At 47.0% G+C, this 18,730-nt stretch carries 20 protein-coding genes; 4 read left to right on the forward strand and 16 right to left on the reverse strand.

Going from position 1 to position 18,730, the window contains the following annotated elements; all coding sequences use genetic code 11:
- Positions 1–137: 137 nt before the first annotated feature.
- Positions 138–1,283: an HD domain-containing phosphohydrolase gene (locus KNV97_RS15390; protein WP_136483419.1), complete on the forward strand. Its 1,146-nt coding sequence runs from the start codon at positions 138–140 to the stop codon at positions 1,281–1,283.
- An 87-nt stretch (positions 1,284–1,370) separates the two neighbouring features.
- Here the strand turns inward: KNV97_RS15390 and KNV97_RS15395 are convergent, their stop codons facing one another.
- The 14 genes from KNV97_RS15395 to KNV97_RS15460 all read right to left on the reverse strand — a co-directional run bounded on the left by KNV97_RS15395 (position 1,371) and on the right by KNV97_RS15460 (position 13,913).
- On the reverse strand, positions 1,371–2,390 hold the full coding sequence (locus tag KNV97_RS15395) for a tetratricopeptide repeat protein (RefSeq protein WP_218562270.1): 1,020 nt from the start codon (positions 2,388–2,390) through the stop codon (positions 1,371–1,373).
- A gap of 6 nt (positions 2,391–2,396) precedes the next feature.
- Positions 2,397–3,347: a type II secretion system F family protein gene (locus KNV97_RS15400; RefSeq protein WP_218562271.1), complete on the reverse strand. Its 951-nt coding sequence runs from the start codon at positions 3,345–3,347 to the stop codon at positions 2,397–2,399.
- Between the two features lie 4 nt (positions 3,348–3,351).
- Positions 3,352–4,320 carry a type II secretion system F family protein gene (locus KNV97_RS15405; protein ID WP_136483416.1) on the reverse strand — a complete coding sequence of 323 codons (969 nt, stop codon included), beginning with the start codon at positions 4,318–4,320 and terminating at the stop codon, positions 3,352–3,354.
- 9 nt (positions 4,321–4,329) lie between these two features.
- Complete coding sequence (locus tag KNV97_RS15410) at positions 4,330–5,796, reverse strand: CpaF family protein (protein ID WP_218562272.1); 1,467 nt, start codon at positions 5,794–5,796, stop codon at positions 4,330–4,332.
- A 15-nt stretch (positions 5,797–5,811) separates the two neighbouring features.
- The gene (locus KNV97_RS15415) at positions 5,812–7,029 is read right to left on the reverse strand and encodes a nucleotide-binding protein (RefSeq protein WP_218562273.1); all 1,218 of its coding nucleotides are present in this window, start codon (positions 7,027–7,029) and stop codon (positions 5,812–5,814) included.
- 11 nt (positions 7,030–7,040) lie between these two features.
- Entirely contained in the window at positions 7,041–7,466 is a 426-nt protein-coding gene (locus tag KNV97_RS15420) for a pilus assembly protein (protein WP_256612084.1), read from the reverse strand.
- A 110-nt stretch (positions 7,467–7,576) separates the two neighbouring features.
- The gene (locus KNV97_RS15425) at positions 7,577–8,011 is read right to left on the reverse strand and encodes a TadE/TadG family type IV pilus assembly protein (protein WP_136483412.1); all 435 of its coding nucleotides are present in this window, start codon (positions 8,009–8,011) and stop codon (positions 7,577–7,579) included.
- Between the two features lie 2 nt (positions 8,012–8,013).
- Entirely contained in the window at positions 8,014–9,267 is a 1,254-nt protein-coding gene (locus KNV97_RS15430; protein WP_136483411.1) for a TadE/TadG family type IV pilus assembly protein, read from the reverse strand.
- A 12-nt stretch (positions 9,268–9,279) separates the two neighbouring features.
- Entirely contained in the window at positions 9,280–9,552 is a 273-nt protein-coding gene (locus KNV97_RS15435) for a hypothetical protein (RefSeq protein WP_322972682.1), read from the reverse strand.
- Between the two features lie 8 nt (positions 9,553–9,560).
- The gene (locus tag KNV97_RS15440) at positions 9,561–11,027 is read right to left on the reverse strand and encodes a type II and III secretion system protein family protein (protein WP_136483410.1); all 1,467 of its coding nucleotides are present in this window, start codon (positions 11,025–11,027) and stop codon (positions 9,561–9,563) included.
- A gap of 8 nt (positions 11,028–11,035) precedes the next feature.
- On the reverse strand, positions 11,036–11,782 hold the full coding sequence (gene cpaB / locus KNV97_RS15445) for a Flp pilus assembly protein CpaB (protein ID WP_218562275.1): 747 nt from the start codon (positions 11,780–11,782) through the stop codon (positions 11,036–11,038).
- Positions 11,779–13,131 (reverse strand): ATP-binding protein, encoded by a 1,353-nt coding sequence (locus KNV97_RS15450; RefSeq protein ID WP_218562276.1) that lies wholly within the window; start codon positions 13,129–13,131, stop codon positions 11,779–11,781. Before KNV97_RS15450 ends, cpaB begins: the two co-directional genes overlap by 4 nt.
- A gap of 56 nt (positions 13,132–13,187) precedes the next feature.
- Entirely contained in the window at positions 13,188–13,679 is a 492-nt protein-coding gene (locus KNV97_RS15455; RefSeq protein ID WP_218562277.1) for a prepilin peptidase, read from the reverse strand.
- Between the two features lie 51 nt (positions 13,680–13,730).
- Positions 13,731–13,913, reverse strand: a complete 183-nt coding sequence (locus tag KNV97_RS15460) for a Flp family type IVb pilin (protein WP_136483406.1) — start codon at positions 13,911–13,913, stop codon at positions 13,731–13,733.
- A gap of 542 nt (positions 13,914–14,455) precedes the next feature.
- Here KNV97_RS15460 and KNV97_RS15465 point away from each other — a divergent pair.
- Together KNV97_RS15465 and KNV97_RS15470 are read left to right on the forward strand one after the other, a co-directional pair.
- Positions 14,456–15,196, forward strand: coding sequence for an AraC family transcriptional regulator (locus tag KNV97_RS15465; RefSeq protein ID WP_136483405.1), 741 nt, complete (start codon positions 14,456–14,458; stop codon positions 15,194–15,196).
- Positions 15,197–15,524: 328 nt separating this feature from the next.
- Positions 15,525–17,210 carry an AMP-binding protein gene (locus KNV97_RS15470; protein WP_218562278.1) on the forward strand — a complete coding sequence of 562 codons (1,686 nt, stop codon included), beginning with the start codon at positions 15,525–15,527 and terminating at the stop codon, positions 17,208–17,210.
- Positions 17,211–17,289: 79 nt separating this feature from the next.
- On the opposite strand, the gene KNV97_RS15475 is transcribed toward KNV97_RS15470, so the two are convergent.
- Positions 17,290–17,478: a hypothetical protein gene (locus tag KNV97_RS15475; protein ID WP_136483403.1), complete on the reverse strand. Its 189-nt coding sequence runs from the start codon at positions 17,476–17,478 to the stop codon at positions 17,290–17,292.
- Positions 17,479–17,576: 98 nt separating this feature from the next.
- Here KNV97_RS15475 and KNV97_RS15480 point away from each other — a divergent pair, with 98 nt between their 5' ends.
- Complete coding sequence (locus KNV97_RS15480) at positions 17,577–18,482, forward strand: LysR substrate-binding domain-containing protein (protein ID WP_136483402.1); 906 nt, start codon at positions 17,577–17,579, stop codon at positions 18,480–18,482.
- On the opposite strand, the gene KNV97_RS15485 is transcribed toward KNV97_RS15480, so the two are convergent.
- Positions 18,479–18,685, reverse strand: coding sequence for a DUF1127 domain-containing protein (locus KNV97_RS15485; RefSeq protein WP_136483401.1), 207 nt, complete (start codon positions 18,683–18,685; stop codon positions 18,479–18,481). The genes KNV97_RS15480 and KNV97_RS15485 overlap by 4 nt on opposite strands.
- Positions 18,686–18,730 lie beyond the last annotated feature (45 nt).

Below are 18,730 nucleotides of genomic sequence, written 5' to 3' on the forward strand. Positions count from 1 at the left end.
GGTGTTGGCTCAACTCTAAGTTGTTTGGGTATCGGTCAATAATGAGTGCAAAATATCGGCGCACTATTGGTCGTTTCCTTACTCGATCACCTAAACTTAACTGTTAGGAGAAAGGGGATCTATGAGGAGGCGTACCGATGGAAACACACAGCAAAACCAGCGAACACAGTTACTTTCCGACTGCTGGTACTTTGAATAATCAGTTGGCCGATATCCACCAAAGGTTACGGGTGGCTGAGCCGGAAATCGACCGGATTTCGTTTGCGCTGTATGACGCCGATAGCGATCATTTAAAAACGTATGCTGACAGTACTTTTCACGGCTTCGAGCTGATGCACTATGAGTTTCCGCTGGATGCACTGCCCTCACTTAAACAGTGTTCGCTGTCCGGTGAAAGCCGCTACATCAACGACATTCCACAAACGCTCACACCTCGTTATCCACACACGAAATGGCTGATTGAACAGGGCTTCCAGTCTTCAATGGCGGTTCCCGCTTATCACGGCGAACATTTCATCGGTTTTATCTTTCTTAACTCTTGCCAGAAAGACTATTTTAATGAAGTACGTAAAGCCTCGCTCAAACCCTATATCGAGATTATTCGCTTTATTGTTTCGTCCGAATACGATTTAGTCCACGCACTGCTGCAATCAGCAAACGATATGAACGCCAGTTCACCGGAACACTTTCAGGAATCGCACGAACACAAAGAACGCATCAGCCGCTTTGCGAAAGTGATTGCCCTGGAGGTCGCCCCTATTTATGACCTCGATGACGAGATGATCGAAACCATCAGCCAGTTCTCTAAATGCCACGATATCGGCAAATTATCGGTTCCGGCCAGCGTATTGAATAAATCCAACTCACTGGTGGATGAAGAGCGTGAACAGCTCAACGATCATGTCGAAAAAGGAGTCGAGATCATCAACCATATCATTGAGGATATGGGAGCGCCCAACCATCCTTGTGTATCAGTATTAAAAGAGATTGTGGCCTATCATCACGAATTTTTAGATGGCAGTGGCTATCCCTACGGGCTGACCCAGGATGACATCCCGATATCGGCTCGCATTATTTCAGTGGCCAATATTTTCGATGCGCTGACCAGTCACCACCCCTATAAACAGGCCTGGTCCGTTCCTTTTGCCTTGCTGGAGCTGGAAAAAATGGTGGTGGTTGGCAAGCTGGACAAGCATTGTGTGAATGCACTCCGCAGCCATCAGGACTACCTGAAAAAGGTGATCGAAGCCTATCCGGAACCTGATCCAATCGATAAGCTTTAGCAACGGCTATAAACAATAAGCGCAACCCCAAGGTTGCGCTTATTGTTTATAGGTAAAAATGCTGTTGATAGGTAAAAATCGGTTAAGTTACTGTACCTTGACTCGTGTGCTGTCGCTCGAGTTCGCCCGCACCTCAAGTAACGCACGCTCCAGATTTTCATTCGCCACCTTGTAGTAGGACGGCTTTTTATCAATCGCCTGTTGCAGGAACGGAATCGCATCTTCCGGCTTGCCCTGCAACATCAGGAAATAACCCACGTTGTTAAGCGCTTCCGGCGCATCCATAAAACGCATAAAGACATTCAGCGCCCGTTGGGCATCCCCTTCCGCCAGATAAATCAGCGCCAGATTGTTCTGCGCTCTTTGGTTATTGCTGTCCTGTTCAAGTGCAGCCTGGGTATAACGTTTAGCCGGAGCATACTCTCCGCTCATGTAATAGGAGTAGCCCATGTTCATCAGCGCCTTACTCGATTTAGGCTCGATTTGTAGCGCGTGACGATAGAAGCCTTTCGCCACATCATGATTGGCTTTAACATCATATAAAATGCCCAATCCCATATAGGCCAACGCCGGTGACTTATCATCGCTGCTCAGCTTATCAAGCTGTTCCACGGAAACGTTGGAAGTATCCAGTTTATTGCGACTTGCCAAACGTAGCTGGTCAGCATTGATGGCACGTAAAAAATAGCTTTCACCCTGCTTGGTATCGCCTTGTTTGGTGTAATTGGATCCCAACTGTTCCAGTACCTGAATGTTGTTTGGGTTGGCTTCCAGAGCTAACAAGTAAGCTTGCTCGGCCAAATCCCGATTACCACGCGATTGGTGTATGCGCCCCACCGTGTAGAGTGTTTTGTCGCGGTATTGCGTATCAGGGAAATCCAGCGAACGCAGGTACTCATACAAGGCCAAATCGGTATTGTTGTTTTTCAGCGCATAATCGCCACGTTTGATCGCTTCAGTTTCAGTCATCGGCGCCGCGTCAGAGCTTAACGTTTCTACCGGACGACCATCATAAAGAGCGTTCTCGAAAGGCTTGGGAGTGTTGTTATTACTCGCACATCCACTCAAAAGAGCCACGCTTAAGGCAGTTAATACTAGTTTATTCATATTTCCTCACCGACCATTAATCTGACTAAATCCATCAATTGCAGCAAGTACTGCTGGACCTAGCACCACAATAAAAAATGCAGGCCAAATACACAGAATCATAGGAAACACCATTTTAGTCGGTATCTTGGCGGCGATCTCTTCCACTTCCTGATTACGCTTGTCGCGATAATCTTCCGTATAATCACGCAGCGTCTGCGCCAGGCTGCCACCAATCCGCGATGCATGGGACAGCATGCCAACCAATCCACTGAGCTCAGTTACACCGGTGCGTTCCACCATGTCGCGAAACGCATGCGGCATTTCATAGCCTGCTTTAATTTTCAGACATACCGTATCCAATTCTTCTGCTAAATCGGGATGTGACAAAGCCAACTCGCGAGCTATCCTAACCAGAGCCATGTTAAGACCCAGCCCGGATTCGGTACATACCACGAGTAAATCCAATGCATCAGGAACACCACGCTTAATTCGCGTTTGGCGCTTTTTCATCAGGTGATTTAACACCATATTGGGGATAAACATCCCGATCCCGGCGCCAAAAGCAACAAAGACAATCAACCCGGCGTCAGTCCCGGAAAATACATAATAGAAACCCGCTAATGTCAGTCCTATGAAGGTGGCAACAATTTTAATCACATAAAAATAAGAAATCGCACTTTCGTCATGAAAACCGGCCCGGATCAATTTACTGCGGATATCATCGCGCTCTTTGGAGCTTTGCGGAGTTAAAATCGGAGAGAGAGAGTCAAGTTTATTTTTTAGTTTAGACTTTTTCTCTTCCCCTTCACTAGGAATCGCGATCGAGTCCAGCCTTTTTTTCATCGGCGTCCGACCGCCGACCGCAACTAAGAAAACCGCACTCACAACAAAAACAGTCGATAATAAGATCATCAACAGAATGACGTTCTCACGGCTAAAACTGAACTCTTGAATAAAAGCAACCATACTATTCATTAGACTACACCTCGAAGTTAATGATTTTTTTTATCCACAGAGCGCCCAGAATCATCCCTACTAGTCCCAGTAGAGCCATCTTTATACCTCGCGGATCATTAAACAATGGCTCAACAAAATCAGGACTAATTAAACTTAGAACCCCAAACATCACAAAGGGAACCAGCATCAAAATCCAAGCCGACATTTTACTCTCTGCTGATAATGTCTTGATTTTTCTTGATAATTTAAATCTAGCACGTAACACCTGCGACACTTTATCCAGATTTTCTGTAAGATTACCACCAGTCTCTTTCTGAAGCAGAACTGCGCTGGAAAAAGCAAACATCGATACCGTCGGATTACGCTCTACCATTTGCATGATCGCTAACCGAATGTCATAGCCATAATTCAACAGGTTAAAGGTGTTTTTAAATTCACTGCCAATTGGGGCTTCCAACTCATTGCCGACTTCATTAAACGCCTGAGTAATTGGGTTACCTGCCAATAACATTCGTTTCATGATGTCCAGCGCTTCAGGGAACTGCTCCTCGAATTTAGCCAGGCGCGCAGCAATCTTTTTCTGGATAAACACATATAAAAACAGCCAGACTAATAAACTGACAGCAAAAGCAATAACAAAGCTGACGCCAAAGAACATCAGTAACAACAGAACACAGACCTCAACTAACAATGTGGTCATGACCGTCTGACTTAGCGACCAGTTTAACCCCGCCAATTCAAGGTTTTTTTTCATCACCGAGAAGGACGAAATACTGACCAACTTTCTGTCCAGCGGAGATAAGCTTTTCAGATACTGTTCGTTGAGCAGTGAGCGGTTTTGTGGATCCAGGCTATCCTGACTCTCCTTGAGGCGTTTGGATATCACACTGTGTTTGGCTTTTTTACCGGCAGTAGGCAGCAAAAAAGCCTGAGAAATAAACACGACCGCGATAAATAAAAAGCCGAGGAAATAAAGATATTGCTCTTGCATAGAGACCTCCTAATGGTGCGTCTCATTAAATATTTCGTGCGGAAGCGTCAAACCTCGTTTGCTCAATGCGTCGTAACATTGCGGGATGACCCCGGTGGCGGTATAAAAGCCGACCACGTTGCCATCTTCATCAATGCCCTGACGCTGAAACTTAAAGATTTCCGACATCGTAATCACGTCACCTTCCATGCCGTTAATTTCAGTCACGCTCACCATACGGCGTTTACCATCTTCCTGACGCTCCATCTGCACCACCAAATGAATCGCAGAAGCGATCTGGGCTCGTAAGTTTTTGGTCGGAATATTCCAGCCCGCCATAGAAAACATGTTTTCTACCCGACTCAGGGCATCGCGCGGAGTATTGGCGTGAATCGTGGCCAGAGAGCCATCATGGCCAGTGTTCATCGCCGCCAGCATATCGACCGCTTCACTGCCACGCACCTCACCAAGTACGATGCGGTCCGGCCGCATCCGCAAAGAGTTTTTGACTAAATCGCGCTGGGTAATTTCGCCTTTACCTTCCAGGTTTGCAGGCCGGGTTTCCAGACGCACCACATGAGGTTGTTGCAATTGCAATTCTGCTGAGTCTTCGATAGTGACAATGCGATCTTCTTTGGGGATAAAACCAGAGAAAATATTCAGTGTGGTGGTTTTACCTGAGCCGGTACCACCTGAGATCAGAATATTCAGTTCACCTTGCACTGCCGCTTCAACAAAGCGGGCCATGGGTTCTGAAATTGAATTGAAGTTAAGCAAATTGTCCATGGTCAGTTTATCAACCGCAAAACGACGGATAGAGAGCGAAGGGCCATCTAATGCCAGCGGAGGAATAATGGCGTTAACCCGTGAGCCATCTTCAAGACGGGCATCCACCATAGGGGATGATTCATCAATGCGTCGCCCGACACGACTCACGATGCGATCAATAATATTACGCAGATGACGATCATCTAAAAAAGTGTATGGAGTCCGCTCCAGTTTACCACGTCGTTCCACGTAAACACTTTTAGGGCCATTGACCAGAATATCCGACACGCTGGTATCACACAGTAAAGGCTCCAGTGGCCCTAAGCCAAACACTTCATCTTCAATCTGTTTGATTATCCGTTTGCGGCCCTCTGCGCTCAGCGCATGGGTCTGATCTTCCGACATTAACTGGACTACTGCGTCATGCAGGTCTTTCTTCGCCCGGCCTTTTTCAAGGCTGGACAACAATGCCAAATCCATGGTTTCCAGCAAACGCTGATGGTAATAGTGCTTGGTCGCCAACTCCTGCTCAAGCTGGCGGCGCGCTTCGTCTATTTCCCGGTTTTTAGCTTCGGCTTCGCGCAGTTTTCTTTCAATCGGATTCGAACCTTGCACGGATTCACTGCTATTGGCCGTTTTCTGAGTATCACTTTCAACCTGAACTATGCTTTCAGAGCTAAGGACCTTGTCCTGATACTCTGAATTAATATTTTTCCGTTTGAAGAACATAATTCCTCCTAATCCCTAGGAAAATAGACGTTTGAGCCAGCCTTTTTTCTGCTTATCCGGCGGAGCAAGCCCGTGGGATAATTCACTGATCGATTTGGTGATCGAGCTGCTTTTTTTTGATTCAACAAAAGGCTTACCCAAATTGGCACTCTCTATCGCCACCTTAAAATCGTTCGGGACAACATGCACAGTCATGCCAGAAACGGTTTTTTCAATATCTTTTAGTTTTATTTGCTGACGTTTTTCAAAGCGATTCACGATCAGTTCAACCTGATCGCGTGCCACGCCATATTCAATGGTTAACGCCTTATATATGCGTGCGGTATTTTTTATCCCGACCAGGTTCTGTTGGGTAATCAAAAATACTTTGCTTGCCTGAGATAAGACCGGTGCAAACATCCGGTTGACACCGGTGGACATATCCACGAAAACATAAGCATAATAATCAAGCAGGGTCGGCAGTAACTTGCCTAACTGCATCGCCTTATCAAAATTTTCGCTATAGTTTTCCTGCTTGAACGTCAGTACATGCAGGCCGGAAGAGTGCTTGGTCACCAGACCAAACAGTGACATCTCATCCAGGTCGCTGACATTTGCGATCGCATCATTGATGCTGTACACCGGATTAACATTGAGATAATCAGCCACCACCCCAAAATGGATATCCAAATCAAGTAATAACACTTTATCTTTACATTGCACCGCCGTTTCCACCGCCGTATTGAGCGCTAAAGTGGTTGCACCGGAGCCACCTTTCGTATTCACGAAAGCAAACAACTGCCCGCTTTTCCGGGCGGCGATTTTTTCCTCCGCGCTGTTTTTCAGCAAAGGCATCAAATCGGCTAATCCGGCCTGGTCTGAGATAAAATCCGCGGCACCAATCCGGAGTGCGATTTTCAGGGCGCCATTATCGTTCTCATCACCAAACACCACTAACGACGTGTGTACGTCATCCGAGCTGGGATTTTCATAACCCTGGAGTTCAACAATTTTCTGCGCCCAATTAGGCCCGGTTTCAACAAAAATCAGGTCCGGTGCCGAGAAATTTTTGAAGCTGTCCGAAATAACACCATGCAGAGAGAATGTCTCAAAACTCACGTTATTACAGAGCGACAACTCTTGCTGCATATGAAGCTTAAATCTGTCACTCGAATAAAGAATCCAGATGGAAAGATTGGTTTTCAATCGAATATTAAGATTGTCACTTCTAGATAACTTCACTGTTTCACCCATCTTAATATCCCCTATATACAGGTTGTCTTCTCATTAGAGCCATCAACTCTTACATTACCTAATGACTCGGCCGGTAATATGGTCTCAAATTCTGGTACCGACAAAGTTCCGTTATCGCCCAGAAAATTGAGTAACCCTGAGAAGCCATAATTAAAATCAACAATCCTAACCCGGACAAAGTGAATATCTCTTTGATTATCAAACGGAGTTTCCACTTTAACTCCTGAATTATCCAAATAGTCGATTTCAATATTATCGTCATCAAACTGATCGCTCGCAAACATACCTGTCGGAATCTGCTCGGTAAAAGCTAACGATTTTATATTCACGTCGGTTCCGACCGGACAAACAACAGCTATTCTGGCGGCTCTGCGGCTGATATCATTCATCGCCTGTAACTGAAAGGCAAAAATACCGATTTCAATCACCGCAAACATAATCAACAAAAATACCGAGGCCAGAATAGAGAACTCAACCAGAGTGATACCCTGTTGCCTGCTGCGGCCAGTAAAATTACGCCGTATCGTGTGCTGCCTCGAACAAAGTTTCATGGTCTGACCCTCATCAATGACGATGACCTTAGAGTCACATCTGACATCACATTACCCAACAAAGCATCGAGCAAAGGTGTATAAGGATAATTTGCCGTAACAACAACGTACTTATCTGTGTCATCGTCCGGGTTATAAGTGACGTCAACGGTCATATCTTCGAATAGTGGGTCGCCAACCCCGAGATTATTGCCGTAGATAACCACATTACGAATTTGTTGAGGATCGGCAATTTGATACGAATTTGCCGTGCCATAGACTTCAGTGACGGCGAATCGCGCACCATTTTGCACCGCTTTACTGAGCGTATTATAGCGAATAAAAGCGTTACCAAATTCGCCAACTGCCGCGAGAAATAACAGCAGTAGCGGTAACACAATCACAAATTCGACCGATGCTACACCAGATAAATTTTTTCTCGCCATAGCCATGATTACGAATCCTCATTAAATGGATCGTCATACAACACAATACGGTAAGTACCGATAGTAGAATTTTCACCGTTATTGCGGCTGTTCTGCACTTTGCAGTCACGCATATATTCTGCATATACCGCGTTTTCTAATGCACCTTGTCCCTGGCCGCTATTTCTGGGTGGCTTGCGCAGTAAGAAATAACAACCAATCGTCACTACCCGGTAGTCACTGGCGCCGGTTTCCCCACCTGTACACTCTATGATCGGCACTTCTAACACACGTCTGCCGGTACCGGTATAATCGGCGTAGTTATAACTCAACCCTTCACCATCCAGACTGTCAGCATCTCCGGCATTAAAGGTGCCTTCTTTGATTGCATCCAGGTTGTCCGCCAATTCATCAGCAGGGGTCTCCGTTGTGTCCGTCTCAGGACCATAACTACCGCGCACGGAATTACTGCCGGAGCCATTTGCAATATCATCTTCGGTCAAAAAGCGCGTATCGAGCCCCTGCCAAACCGGGCCGACGGTATTACCCGGTTTTGATGTCACATCCTCACCAGGAAATGCACACCCTTCGTACGACCCGGCCATCTGCTCGCGCAGCGTACCTTCATCCAGATTCAGGAGCTGAAAGTTCCCCGGCCCCATTTCTGACGTGTTCGAATACAGTTTAAGCTGATAGACATTATTGTCATTGTAACCACCGGTTTCACTCAAAGGGTCTGGCGCGCACATCGCCATCGGCACCACATTACATGATCCACCACCGGCACTGGGACCGGATACCGCACTGGCTGCAACCGCTTTGACATCAGTAAACAGGCGCATAAAATAGCTTTCCAGCGCCAAGTTACTCACCGCTACGCGAACGTAACAGTCGCCATCAACAACGCAGTCAGCACCGGTAAAGTCAGAGCTGCTGTTAAAGGTCACAGCAATATCAGCGCCTATCGAATCCACCTCCGCATTACCGGCTGAGGAAGTCAGTCTGACCAGGGTCTCATTGGCCACCGTCGTTGCATTGGCTTTCGCCTCTTCAATTGAAGTCCCTTTGTATTCGTCCATGCTGAAAGCAGCAGAGAGGGCCGCCGCATCAACCCCGTTTTGCAGTTTAGTCCGGTTCATATAAGCGTGATTGATATCAATCGCCAGCGCAGCAACGCCCAGCATGGTTATCATGGCAATGGTTACAATGACGATCACAATACCCTGCTGCTTTTTCATGCCATAACGCGAGTGGATACGATAACGAGAGTGTGAGATTTTCATAATCACCTCGGCCTATTGGAAGCCTTTAATTACCTGGCTGTTAGAGCCCTGTAACACTTCCACTTTTTTACCTGTGTAAATACTGTACACATCCTCCATACGCTCACCATTGCCATCGGGCACAACGCCAAGATTTTCCTGGGTGGCGTTAGGATTAAAGGTTTGCTCACTACGAATCTGAGCAACGTGGCTGCCCAGTCGATGTACACCAGCATGATTTTGGTTGGCGCAGCCAGTCAAACCCAGCATCGCGACAATGCTGACTAACATAAATGCTTTCATCATCCTATCTCCTATAACCCGTGACCAAATGAGCCTTCCGAACCACCGCGGCCTGAATTGACGGCAGCATCATTGCCAGAGACACGCATTGGTTTCACTCCAGTCGGACTGGCCAGATAAGCCCCTTGACCAAGCAGGTAGTAGTTGAGGTCGTTTGGCTCAACAAACGCGTCGGTTGGCAAGGTCACCTTGGATCGGTCAATCGGTTTAGCCAGCCTTGGAGTGACCAGAATGACCAGCTCGGTTTCACCGGAAATATATTCCTGGCTGTTAAAGATCTGTCCCAGCAGAGGAATATCCCCCAGCCCTGGCATTTTCGAGATCGAATCACGCACGTTTTCACTCAACAGCCCGGCAATCCCAATCGTCTGACCATCAGCGAGTTCCAGAGTTGAAGAAGCACTACGCCGGGTAATAGGCGGTATAAAGTACGCCGCATTGGTACCGCTGGGTGAAATCGTTAAAGTGGAAGAGCTGGCAATTTCACTCACATCAATCGCCATGTTGAGATTGATTTTTTTATCGCTCAGCACAGTGGGGATAAATTTCAGTCCGACACCAAACGGCTTGTAGTCAATAGTAATGCCATCATCATCTGCGACCGGAATCGGGAACTCACCACCAGCTAAAAACTCCGCCTTGGTTCCGCTTAATGCGGTTAGATTAGGTTCGGCCAACACTTTGGCCACACCATTTTCCTTGGCGATATCCAGCGCTAAAGTAAACAAGGTGTCACCATCAATAAAAGTGGACAATAATCCGGTCCCTTCGATTGTTGGGGAATTAAACACCGGACTGATTACACCGGGAACAACATCATCAATGTAGGCACCGGCTGATGTACCGCCCCAGGAAAATTTGCCGTTGTTTTGAAAAAAGTGGAAGTTAGAATCAAAACGACGAACCAGGCTGCGCTGCACTTCAGCGACAGTGACTTCCAGCATCACCTGTTGTGCGCCACCGATACTCATCAGGTTAACGACGCCGGTTTTTTCCGCCTCTTTATTGCGCGAGTCGGTCTCTTTGTCTGCTGACTCGCCTGCTGCATAGGTTTCTGCCAAACGTAACGCCACATTCATTTTATCCTGCGAGCTGACCTGACCACTGATAATCAAACGGTTCTGCGAACTGTGCACAGCGATATCTTCATCCGGCAGGAACTGGTACAGTTTTGCTTTGAGGCTATTCACATCGTGAGTCACTTCAATATTGAATGACTCAATCAGGCGTCCACTTCGGTCCCAGGCCATCAGGTTAGTTGCGCCCAGTTTTTTACCTATCAAAAACAGCTCATTGGATTTGAGCATCACTATATCCAGCACTTCCGGATCGCCGAGAGATACCCGGCTCGCGTTACCCTGCAGCAAAACCTGGGTCGATTTGTGATGTGGTACCGTAACCACTTTGCCGCTTTGAGTCGCCGCACTCCACGCACTGCATGTAAAGAATACGGCCAGCACTACCAGTATTTGTTTCATAACCCACCTCAATTCCTTACACGCACATTGGATGTATCTGTCCCTTTAATAATGGTGACGCTTGGTGGCGGAACGTATTTGACCACTTTAGGTTCGACAGCATGCGGGTTGCGCAGAGCAAGCTGTATATCTCCTTTACTTTTGGCACTTAAGAGTTTTTCAGCATCTCTGGGATCGACTTCCAGGGTGACCGCTCGTACGATGACAGGCTTGTTGTCGTTGGTACGCGCCGTCTGGTCTACAGCAAGTACCTTGATATCTTTGAGTACCGTCGTCGTATTAGCGGAATTTTTTCCATAGGACACGGTATTAAGCACATCCACTTTATTACCAGGTAACAGAAAGCCCGCCACGCCAATTACATCGTTGACCCGAATGGTGATAGCACGTTTGTCTTCAGGAATCAGGGCAGCTAAAGTCGCGCCCTCTCCGGGAATACTCAGTCGCTGCGTCACCAATATTTCATCAGGGAAAAGATCAACCGAAGCAATTTTTCCCAGCACATCCGTGGTCTTAGAAAACTGACTCTCTGCCGTCCAGGATTTTTCCAGTAACTTGGTCGTTAAGTGTTGCTCTTCGATAATGGTTCCGGATGGTATCTGCATCGCGGCAACGACAACTGGTTGCCGCTCTACCACCTCAACTTCGGTGGTCGGTTTGGTTTGCGTATCCATCCACTGCTTGGCAAAAAACACCGCTGCCAACCCAAATACAATAGAGAGCAGTATCAACAAAATAATCTGACCGCGACTCATCGTGCACCTCCTCCTTTACCATCGGCGGTGAAGTAGAGCTGCCAGGCTCGCTCCAGAATTTCCGGAGTAATGATTTGGGCCGCTTCTTCAAACACGATGATATCTCGACTGATTCCTGTTAAATCTTTCGGCAAACAGGGGTAAAAACCCACTTTGTGTAACCCGTGCAGCTGGTACAACATGTCATAACACGAAGGATGAATGGTTAACCCTCGGCTGGCAGCCATTTCTTCCCACAATGCGTGGTACTCGTTCTGCTCCAGTGGGTGAAACTCAATTTTGTAACCCAGACGACGCAAAAAAGCAGGGTCGCTGATTTTTTCCGGATCCAGGTTGGTGGAAAACGCTAAGGTCAATATAAAAGGAATAGTTATCTGCTGACCATTCGGCAAGGCCAGATAATCAAAAAAGTATTCCATCGGCACAATCCAGCGGTTCAATATCGTATCGACCGGTACAGGCTGTCGCCCCAGGTCATCAATCACCAGAATGCCGTTATTGGCCATCATCTGCAGCGGTGCCATCCATACCCGGTTGTGCTCAGAGTGATTGACCTCCAGCATATCCATAGTCAGCTCACCACCGACCTGAATACTGGGCCGCTCAGACAATACCCAGCGTCTGTCATACTGGGCTTTATAAGACAAACTTTGCTCCTGACCTTGTGGAGCGACCGCTTTGTGATGCTGTTTGGAAAAGACTTTAATGATGTTGCCGGCCGCATAAACCGCATAAGGAATATAAACCGAGGTATTAAGCGAATTGAGCAGGCGGGTGGCAACATAGGTTTTACCTGTCCCCGCATCGCCGTACAGTAGCAGTGCGCGTCCGGAATTGATCGCAGGGCCTAATGTGGCGATCATCCGCTCAGCGCCATAAACATCACGCATGGCATAGGTCACATCAGCACGAGTGATGTAGTTAGCGCGTACATCCTGCGCTTCAACCATGGCCTGATAGTCATCGAGAGAGACCGGTGCCGGGCCAAGATAAGCATCTTTCTTAAATGCCAGATCGGCCTGGTACATCCCCGCTTCAGATAAACCATATCTCACGTGTCCGCTTTGCTGCTGAGTGTAATAACTGGACGATTCGGCCTGGAATACTTCGACCAAAGACTTTTTACGCAGTCCGGCCAGAAGGTCCTCGACCATATGACTACCGATCGCCATCAGTTGGGTCAGTTGCAATACATCTGATTTTGGGTAGGCGGATAACTGCTTAAGCATCAGATTTTCTAAAATCACATAAGGGATTTTTAATTCATCGACTGATGTAGGAACTGCGGGAGGCAATGCTTGAGGAGTTAACTCGATCCTATGCTTTGTTGTTGGAGAAGGTACGCTCATTCCAAAATCCTTAGCCTAATTTAGACTTTAGGTCATCAATTGTTTCATGGGTAAAATTAAGTCAAACTAAAATACTGAAACATTGCTAGGCTAATAATAAAAACAGGTGCAAGAGGCATATAACTAATTTTATTATCAGAAATTAGCCCATATTGTTCTCGTTTTTTAGTGTGTAAGGAAACCGTGTCAATCCTATTTAAAGTTAAATACATAAATCCAACCAAAATACACGACAATATTACAAATTGAGCATACTCGGCCAAGGAGCCCATCCCTACACTCAAGCCTATCGCAGCCAGCAGTTTTACGTCTCCAGCAGCCATAACCCTACTAACGTAAATCAAAACTCCAATCCCAAAGCACATTAGAAATCCAAATAAACTATCAAGAAAAACTGCAGTCCAGTTATCATTAAATTGAAAAATAAAGGTTTCGAGTAATATAATCAGTAGCAGAGTAACGACTAGAGAATTGGGAATCCGATGCTCTTTAGCATCGGAAACTCCAATAACAATCAAAAGACTCCAACCAACAATCGATAAAACCATATTTTAATGCTCTTATTTTTGATAAAAAGGTTGCTAATATCTTCAGTTTGCTTAACCACCATTGTTTATAGTTGTTGCCAAACCATTGATCACGTTTTCAACCGCATCTCCTAAATTAAGAAATGCAGCTACCAAGGCAGCAGCAATCAAAGCACCAGCCACTGCATACTCCACAATGGTCAACCCTTCTTCATCTTGCCAAAAGTTTTTAATCGCTTGAGTGAACTTATTCATGATTTGGTCTCCTTCCTGACACATTGAATGTTCATATTCAATTTAGATAGTTCTATCAGTAGCGGTTAGGACTTTTTGGTCAGAGTTTGGTACTTTCTTTAACATTAAGTAACAAAATACTCACTAATTATTGATTTAAAAATCATTTAAAGATGCGAAATATTTGGCACAAATAGCGTTCAATACCCTTTAGTAGTAACAAGACGCACTGTTATATTGATATTTTTCGCTTTATTACTCGGTAAACAGGCCATAAACAGTCACCAGCAACATTCTCATTAGTGAAACAAACACAATAAAGTTACAGTGCATATTCAACCATTGATCACTTGGAAATGTGCGCTAAACCAATTATTTGACCTAAGACCTTGGGAGGTTTATTTGCACTTTTTTGGCTTAATTCTAGGCTTACAATTAAGCCTCTTGCTTTCTCGGGTGGCAACTAGTGTGGTTTTAGAATCTGTGGCTTTCGAAGCTATAACTTTAGAAGAAGCTATGACTTTAGAACCTTAGTGTGAAAATCTGTGGTGTGAGAATTCGGTATGGCAGGAAAATATCAGGGTCACTGGTTAGGTAGTCCGCTGACGACGCTCCCACGGCGTGTTCAGGACGTGTGTAAGCACTATTTCGATGTGGTTGAGCACGGCAGTGATGTCTCGGTCCTTAGTGAACCTGATGTCTCCTATGCGCTGTTTTTTTATCAGAAGGATCGCTGCCAGGGGTTACTGCTGACTTCACTCAAGATCTGTATGAATTTAAACAAGTACTTGATCATTATTCACGATGGCTCATACAAAAACAGTATCGGCCACCAAGAACCCGTTCTGGCCCTGCTTGATATCAGTGAGGATGAACCCTCGATGGCTATCTCTGGTATTTGCGAGAAGCTTAACAATAACGTTGACCAGCAGACCATTGAGCAACAAGTTCTGCATTCACCTATATCTCCACATAGTCTAAGTAAAGAGATGTTAGATATTCTGCGTTATATTGATTTGAATATTACTAAAGAAATCCGTGAAGAAGATATTGCCGAATACTGCCACTATTCTATCTCGTACTTTTCAAAACGCTTTCACAAAGTGATTGGCGTCAGCTTTCGCGACTACATCTGCGATAAACGTATCGCCATGGCCAAGAGATTATTGGTGGATGAGAAAAATGCCAAAATCGCTTTTATCGCTTATCAATGCGGCTACCGGGATGTGTCTTACTTCTCGCGTATCTTTAAAAAGAAAACCGGCATCAGCCCCGGCGCTTTTCGCCAGCTTCATTCGCGCTGAACGCCCTGTCAGGCACTTACCACTGGTAACACTTTGGGTATAAGTTCGTGTAATTAAGGCTTTATTTGCACAGTGCTTACTGCTACAGTTAACAAAAATTTAACATAACAATAACCATACCCAATTACTTGGAGTTGCAGGTAGGCGGCAAATGAGTGAATCCCCATGAGCATAGAAACACTATGTGATTGGGGTGAACGAATGCAGTCAACACCGCTGTAGCTTCAAGTAGGAAGGGTGTATAAGTTTTGCCAAACCAATGCTGACTTTACTGACGATCTGAGCTCTCTGCAGACAGGCGGACAGGCGAGCAGCCAGGAGTTAGAGAATGATCCAACCTAACACATTGAGCAAATCAAACTGTGCTCTCCACACACCCGACGAGATGATTTTAAAATGGGCGCAACAGCGTCCGGACGAAATCTATCTCAAACAGATGATTAACCGTCAGTTTGTCACCTTTACTTTTGCGCAAGTGGCCGATCAGGCGCTGAGACTGGTCTCGGCTTTACAATCACTCGGTGCCGAGCCCGGCGATAAAATCGCCCTGGTCTCGAAAAACTGTGCTGAGTGGTTTATCTGCGATCTGGCCATGATGCTGGGTGACTTTGTCAGTGTCCCCATCTTCCCGACCGCAGGTGCCGAAACGATCGAATACTGCATCACCCACAGTGAAAGTAAGATTCTGATCGCCGGGAAACTGGATGATGGCAAAGCAACCGAACAGGTGCTGACTCATCTGCCTGACTTAATCACCATTTCACTGCCCTATGACTCAGCGCCAAAATGTCAGCATCGCTATACCAAGCTGATTGCCGAGCATACGCCCAGTGAATTTCGTCCTCAGCACAGCGAGGACAAACTGATGTCTCTGGTTTACACCTCCGGTACATCCGGGGTTCCCAAAGGCGCCATGCTGACCTACGGCGGGTTCTGCTGGTCGGTACAGCAACTGATTAACCATATCAGCATTGAACCCAATGACCGCCTGTTCTCATATCTGCCGCTGGCTCATATTACCGAACGGGTTTATATCTTTGGTTCCTCCGTGATGGGCGGCGTACCTACGGCGTTTCCGGAATCGCTCGATACTTTCATTGATGATGTCAAAATGCAGCGCCCGACACTGTTTATCTCCGTGCCGCGCCTGTGGACCTTGTTCCAGCAGCGGATTCAGGACAAGCTGCCACAGACAAAATTAAACCTGCTGCTTAAGATCCCGCTGGTCAATTCGCTGATCAAGAAGAAGATAGCCAAAGGACTGGGCTTAGACCAGGCGCGCGTGCTGGGCTGCGGTTCTGCGCCGGTGTCGCCAGCGTTACTGGCCTGGTATCATAGCCTGGGCCTCAATATCACCGAAGCCTGGGGCATGACGGAATCCTTTGCCTACAGCACACTCAATTATCCGTTCCGGGCTGATAAAATCGGTACCGTTGGTAACGCCGGGCCGGGGGTAAAAATAAAAATTGCCGATGACGGCGAAATCATGGTGCAGAGCCAGGGGCTGTTCGCCGGCTATTATAAGAACGACATTGCCAGTAAAGAGTCGTTCAACAATCAGGGCTGGCTGCATACCGGAGATATCGGCACACTCGACAGTGAGGGTTTTCTCTCGATTCAGGGACGTAAAAAAGATACCTTCAAGACCGCCAAAGGTAAGTTTGTCTCACCGGTGCCGATCGAGAAGAAGCTGTTTGAATATAGTCGGGTAGAAATGATGTGCCTGATCGGGCTCGGACTGCCGGCACCGATCCTGCTCGTCGTGCCGCATGACTTTCCGAACTTTAACCGCCAGCGTTATGAGCGCAGCACTGAGAAAGTCATCGCCAAGATGAATGCACAGCTCGAATCCCATGAACAGATCAAGGGCGTGCTGATGATTAAAGAGCCGTGGAGCATTGAGAACGGCATTCTCACCCCAACCCTGAAAATAAAGCGCCACGTGCTGGAGCAAAAGTATCACCAAGTGGGCCAGAACTGGCCAAAAGGGCAACTTGTCGTTTGGGAAGACTAGCCCTGTGACACAACAGCAAAAGGGAGCAATCACAGCTCCCTTATTTTTCAATCTGAATAAGCCAGCTTTATAGTCCGCATTACAGATAGTCTCTGTAATCGTGACGGTGAGGCGGCTTTTCCTGCCAGCCAATATCCTTACGCAGGTGTTCATTTAACGGTAATGATTGTTGCGGCTGTTGCTTGTCCCCGCTTAGCTTGCGCCATAATCCTGAAATTACACGCTTTAAGCTGAATGTTTGCCGCAAGTTTTTTGTGCTGGTTGTCATGCTTACTTCCTGTACCCACTGCTTTGTTAGTCGTATTATGGAAATATTCCCGTCCGGAAACGAACGATCATTCACCACTCGTCATATAAGCAGGAGTTATGGACAACCGGTTGCGTCATCTTTCCGGGCTGCGCTTTTTTGAAGCGGCGGCCCGCCACCAAAGTTACAGTGAAGCTGCGCGAGAGCTGTTTGTCTCTCAGGCTGCCGTCAGTCAAAAACTGCGTCAGTTAGAGCAGCAACTGGGCTGTAAGCTGTTTATGCGCCAGGGGCGGGAAATGTTGCTGACCGAAAAAGGCCAGCAGTTGTATCTGCAAGTCAGTCAGGGCTTTGAACGCATTATTACCGGACTGAACCAGATTCAGAATGAACCACTGGAAGGCATACTGTGCGTACGTACCCCGCCCTCTTTCGCCTCACGCTGGCTGATGCCACGCTTGTGGCGCTTTACCATGGAACATCCCTATATTCCGATTCGCCTTATCACCGATTGTGACAGCCCGAACATCCGCCACAGCGCAATTGATGTGGCTATCTGGCAGGGGAATGAAGATGTCACCGAGTCCGGCTTGAAGCAGGAATTTCTCCATGAAGAGCCAGTCTATCCGTTCTGTTCAATGCAGCTGGCAGAATCTCTGCAACTGGTCCATCCGGATCAACTGTTGCAATGCTGGCTGATCCACTTCGATTCACAAAGCTTTCCCTGGTCCGAGTGGTTTGCAACGGCCGGAGTCACGGTCAGCAAAGAGACCATGCAATGGATGGAAGTCAGTACCTTTGATATGGCGCTTAATGCGGTGATCGCCGGACACGGTGCGTGTCTGGCTACCGATAACCTGGCCGCTGACTATGTGCAACGCGGCGTACTGGTTAAACCGTTCGAGATCGGCCTGACTCCCGGCGTGCGTTACAGCTTGATCAGCGATCCCTCCTCTTCCCGCGCAGCGCGAATTGAAGCATTCAGCGACTGGCTACGACGGGAATTAGCTCAGACATCATTGGCTTAACGCCAGAACGGCTTGTTCACTTCCGCCATCACCTGTTCATACTCCAGCCCCAAATCTTTCCACAGGTGGGGCGGAAGTTCTGCCAGATGGCGGCGAGTGCGGTAGTTGCGATGCCAACGTCGTAACTGACTTAAGAATGCGTTAAGCCAACCGGATAATTCACTCTGTTCTGTCACTCTGGTTTCTAGATTCACAGCCTTCATAAGTCCTCCTTGAACCCTGCTCGGTTGTGACTAATAATCGTCATT

Origin of the sequence: Vibrio ostreae (assembly GCF_019226825.1) — a bacterium.
Lineage (GTDB): Bacteria > Pseudomonadota > Gammaproteobacteria > Enterobacterales > Vibrionaceae > Vibrio > Vibrio ostreae.

Excerpts from the sequence above, each read along its gene's own strand:
- KNV97_RS15450 (WP_218562276.1), bottom strand. The coding sequence starts at position 13,131 with ATGAGCGTACCTTCTCCAACAACAAAGCATAGGATCGAGTTAACTCCT.
- KNV97_RS15455 (WP_218562277.1), bottom strand. The coding sequence starts at position 13,679 with ATGGTTTTATCGATTGTTGGTTGGAGTCTTTTGATTGTTATTGGAGTT.
- KNV97_RS15425 (WP_136483412.1), bottom strand. The coding sequence starts at position 8,011 with ATGGCTATGGCGAGAAAAAATTTATCTGGTGTAGCATCGGTCGAATTT.
- KNV97_RS15390 (WP_136483419.1), top strand. The coding sequence starts at position 138 with ATGGAAACACACAGCAAAACCAGCGAACACAGTTACTTTCCGACTGCT.
- KNV97_RS15465 (WP_136483405.1), top strand. The coding sequence starts at position 14,456 with ATGGCAGGAAAATATCAGGGTCACTGGTTAGGTAGTCCGCTGACGACG.
- KNV97_RS15475 (WP_136483403.1), bottom strand. The coding sequence starts at position 17,478 with ATGACAACCAGCACAAAAAACTTGCGGCAAACATTCAGCTTAAAGCGT.
- KNV97_RS15420 (WP_256612084.1), bottom strand. The coding sequence starts at position 7,466 with ATGTTTGCGGTGATTGAAATCGGTATTTTTGCCTTTCAGTTACAGGCG.
- KNV97_RS15485 (WP_136483401.1), bottom strand. The coding sequence starts at position 18,685 with ATGAAGGCTGTGAATCTAGAAACCAGAGTGACAGAACAGAGTGAATTA.
- KNV97_RS15480 (WP_136483402.1), top strand. The coding sequence starts at position 17,577 with ATGGACAACCGGTTGCGTCATCTTTCCGGGCTGCGCTTTTTTGAAGCG.
- KNV97_RS15430 (WP_136483411.1), bottom strand. The coding sequence starts at position 9,267 with ATGAAAATCTCACACTCTCGTTATCGTATCCACTCGCGTTATGGCATG.
- KNV97_RS15460 (WP_136483406.1), bottom strand. The coding sequence starts at position 13,913 with ATGAATAAGTTCACTCAAGCGATTAAAAACTTTTGGCAAGATGAAGAA.
- KNV97_RS15405 (WP_136483416.1), bottom strand. The coding sequence starts at position 4,320 with ATGCAAGAGCAATATCTTTATTTCCTCGGCTTTTTATTTATCGCGGTC.
- KNV97_RS15440 (WP_136483410.1), bottom strand. The coding sequence starts at position 11,027 with ATGAAACAAATACTGGTAGTGCTGGCCGTATTCTTTACATGCAGTGCG.
- KNV97_RS15415 (WP_218562273.1), bottom strand. The coding sequence starts at position 7,029 with ATGGGTGAAACAGTGAAGTTATCTAGAAGTGACAATCTTAATATTCGA.
- KNV97_RS15470 (WP_218562278.1), top strand. The coding sequence starts at position 15,525 with ATGATCCAACCTAACACATTGAGCAAATCAAACTGTGCTCTCCACACA.
- cpaB (WP_218562275.1), bottom strand. The coding sequence starts at position 11,782 with ATGAGTCGCGGTCAGATTATTTTGTTGATACTGCTCTCTATTGTATTT.
- KNV97_RS15395 (WP_218562270.1), bottom strand. The coding sequence starts at position 2,390 with ATGAATAAACTAGTATTAACTGCCTTAAGCGTGGCTCTTTTGAGTGGA.
- KNV97_RS15400 (WP_218562271.1), bottom strand. The coding sequence starts at position 3,347 with ATGAATAGTATGGTTGCTTTTATTCAAGAGTTCAGTTTTAGCCGTGAG.
- KNV97_RS15435 (WP_322972682.1), bottom strand. The coding sequence starts at position 9,552 with ATGATGAAAGCATTTATGTTAGTCAGCATTGTCGCGATGCTGGGTTTG.
- KNV97_RS15410 (WP_218562272.1), bottom strand. The coding sequence starts at position 5,796 with ATGTTCTTCAAACGGAAAAATATTAATTCAGAGTATCAGGACAAGGTC.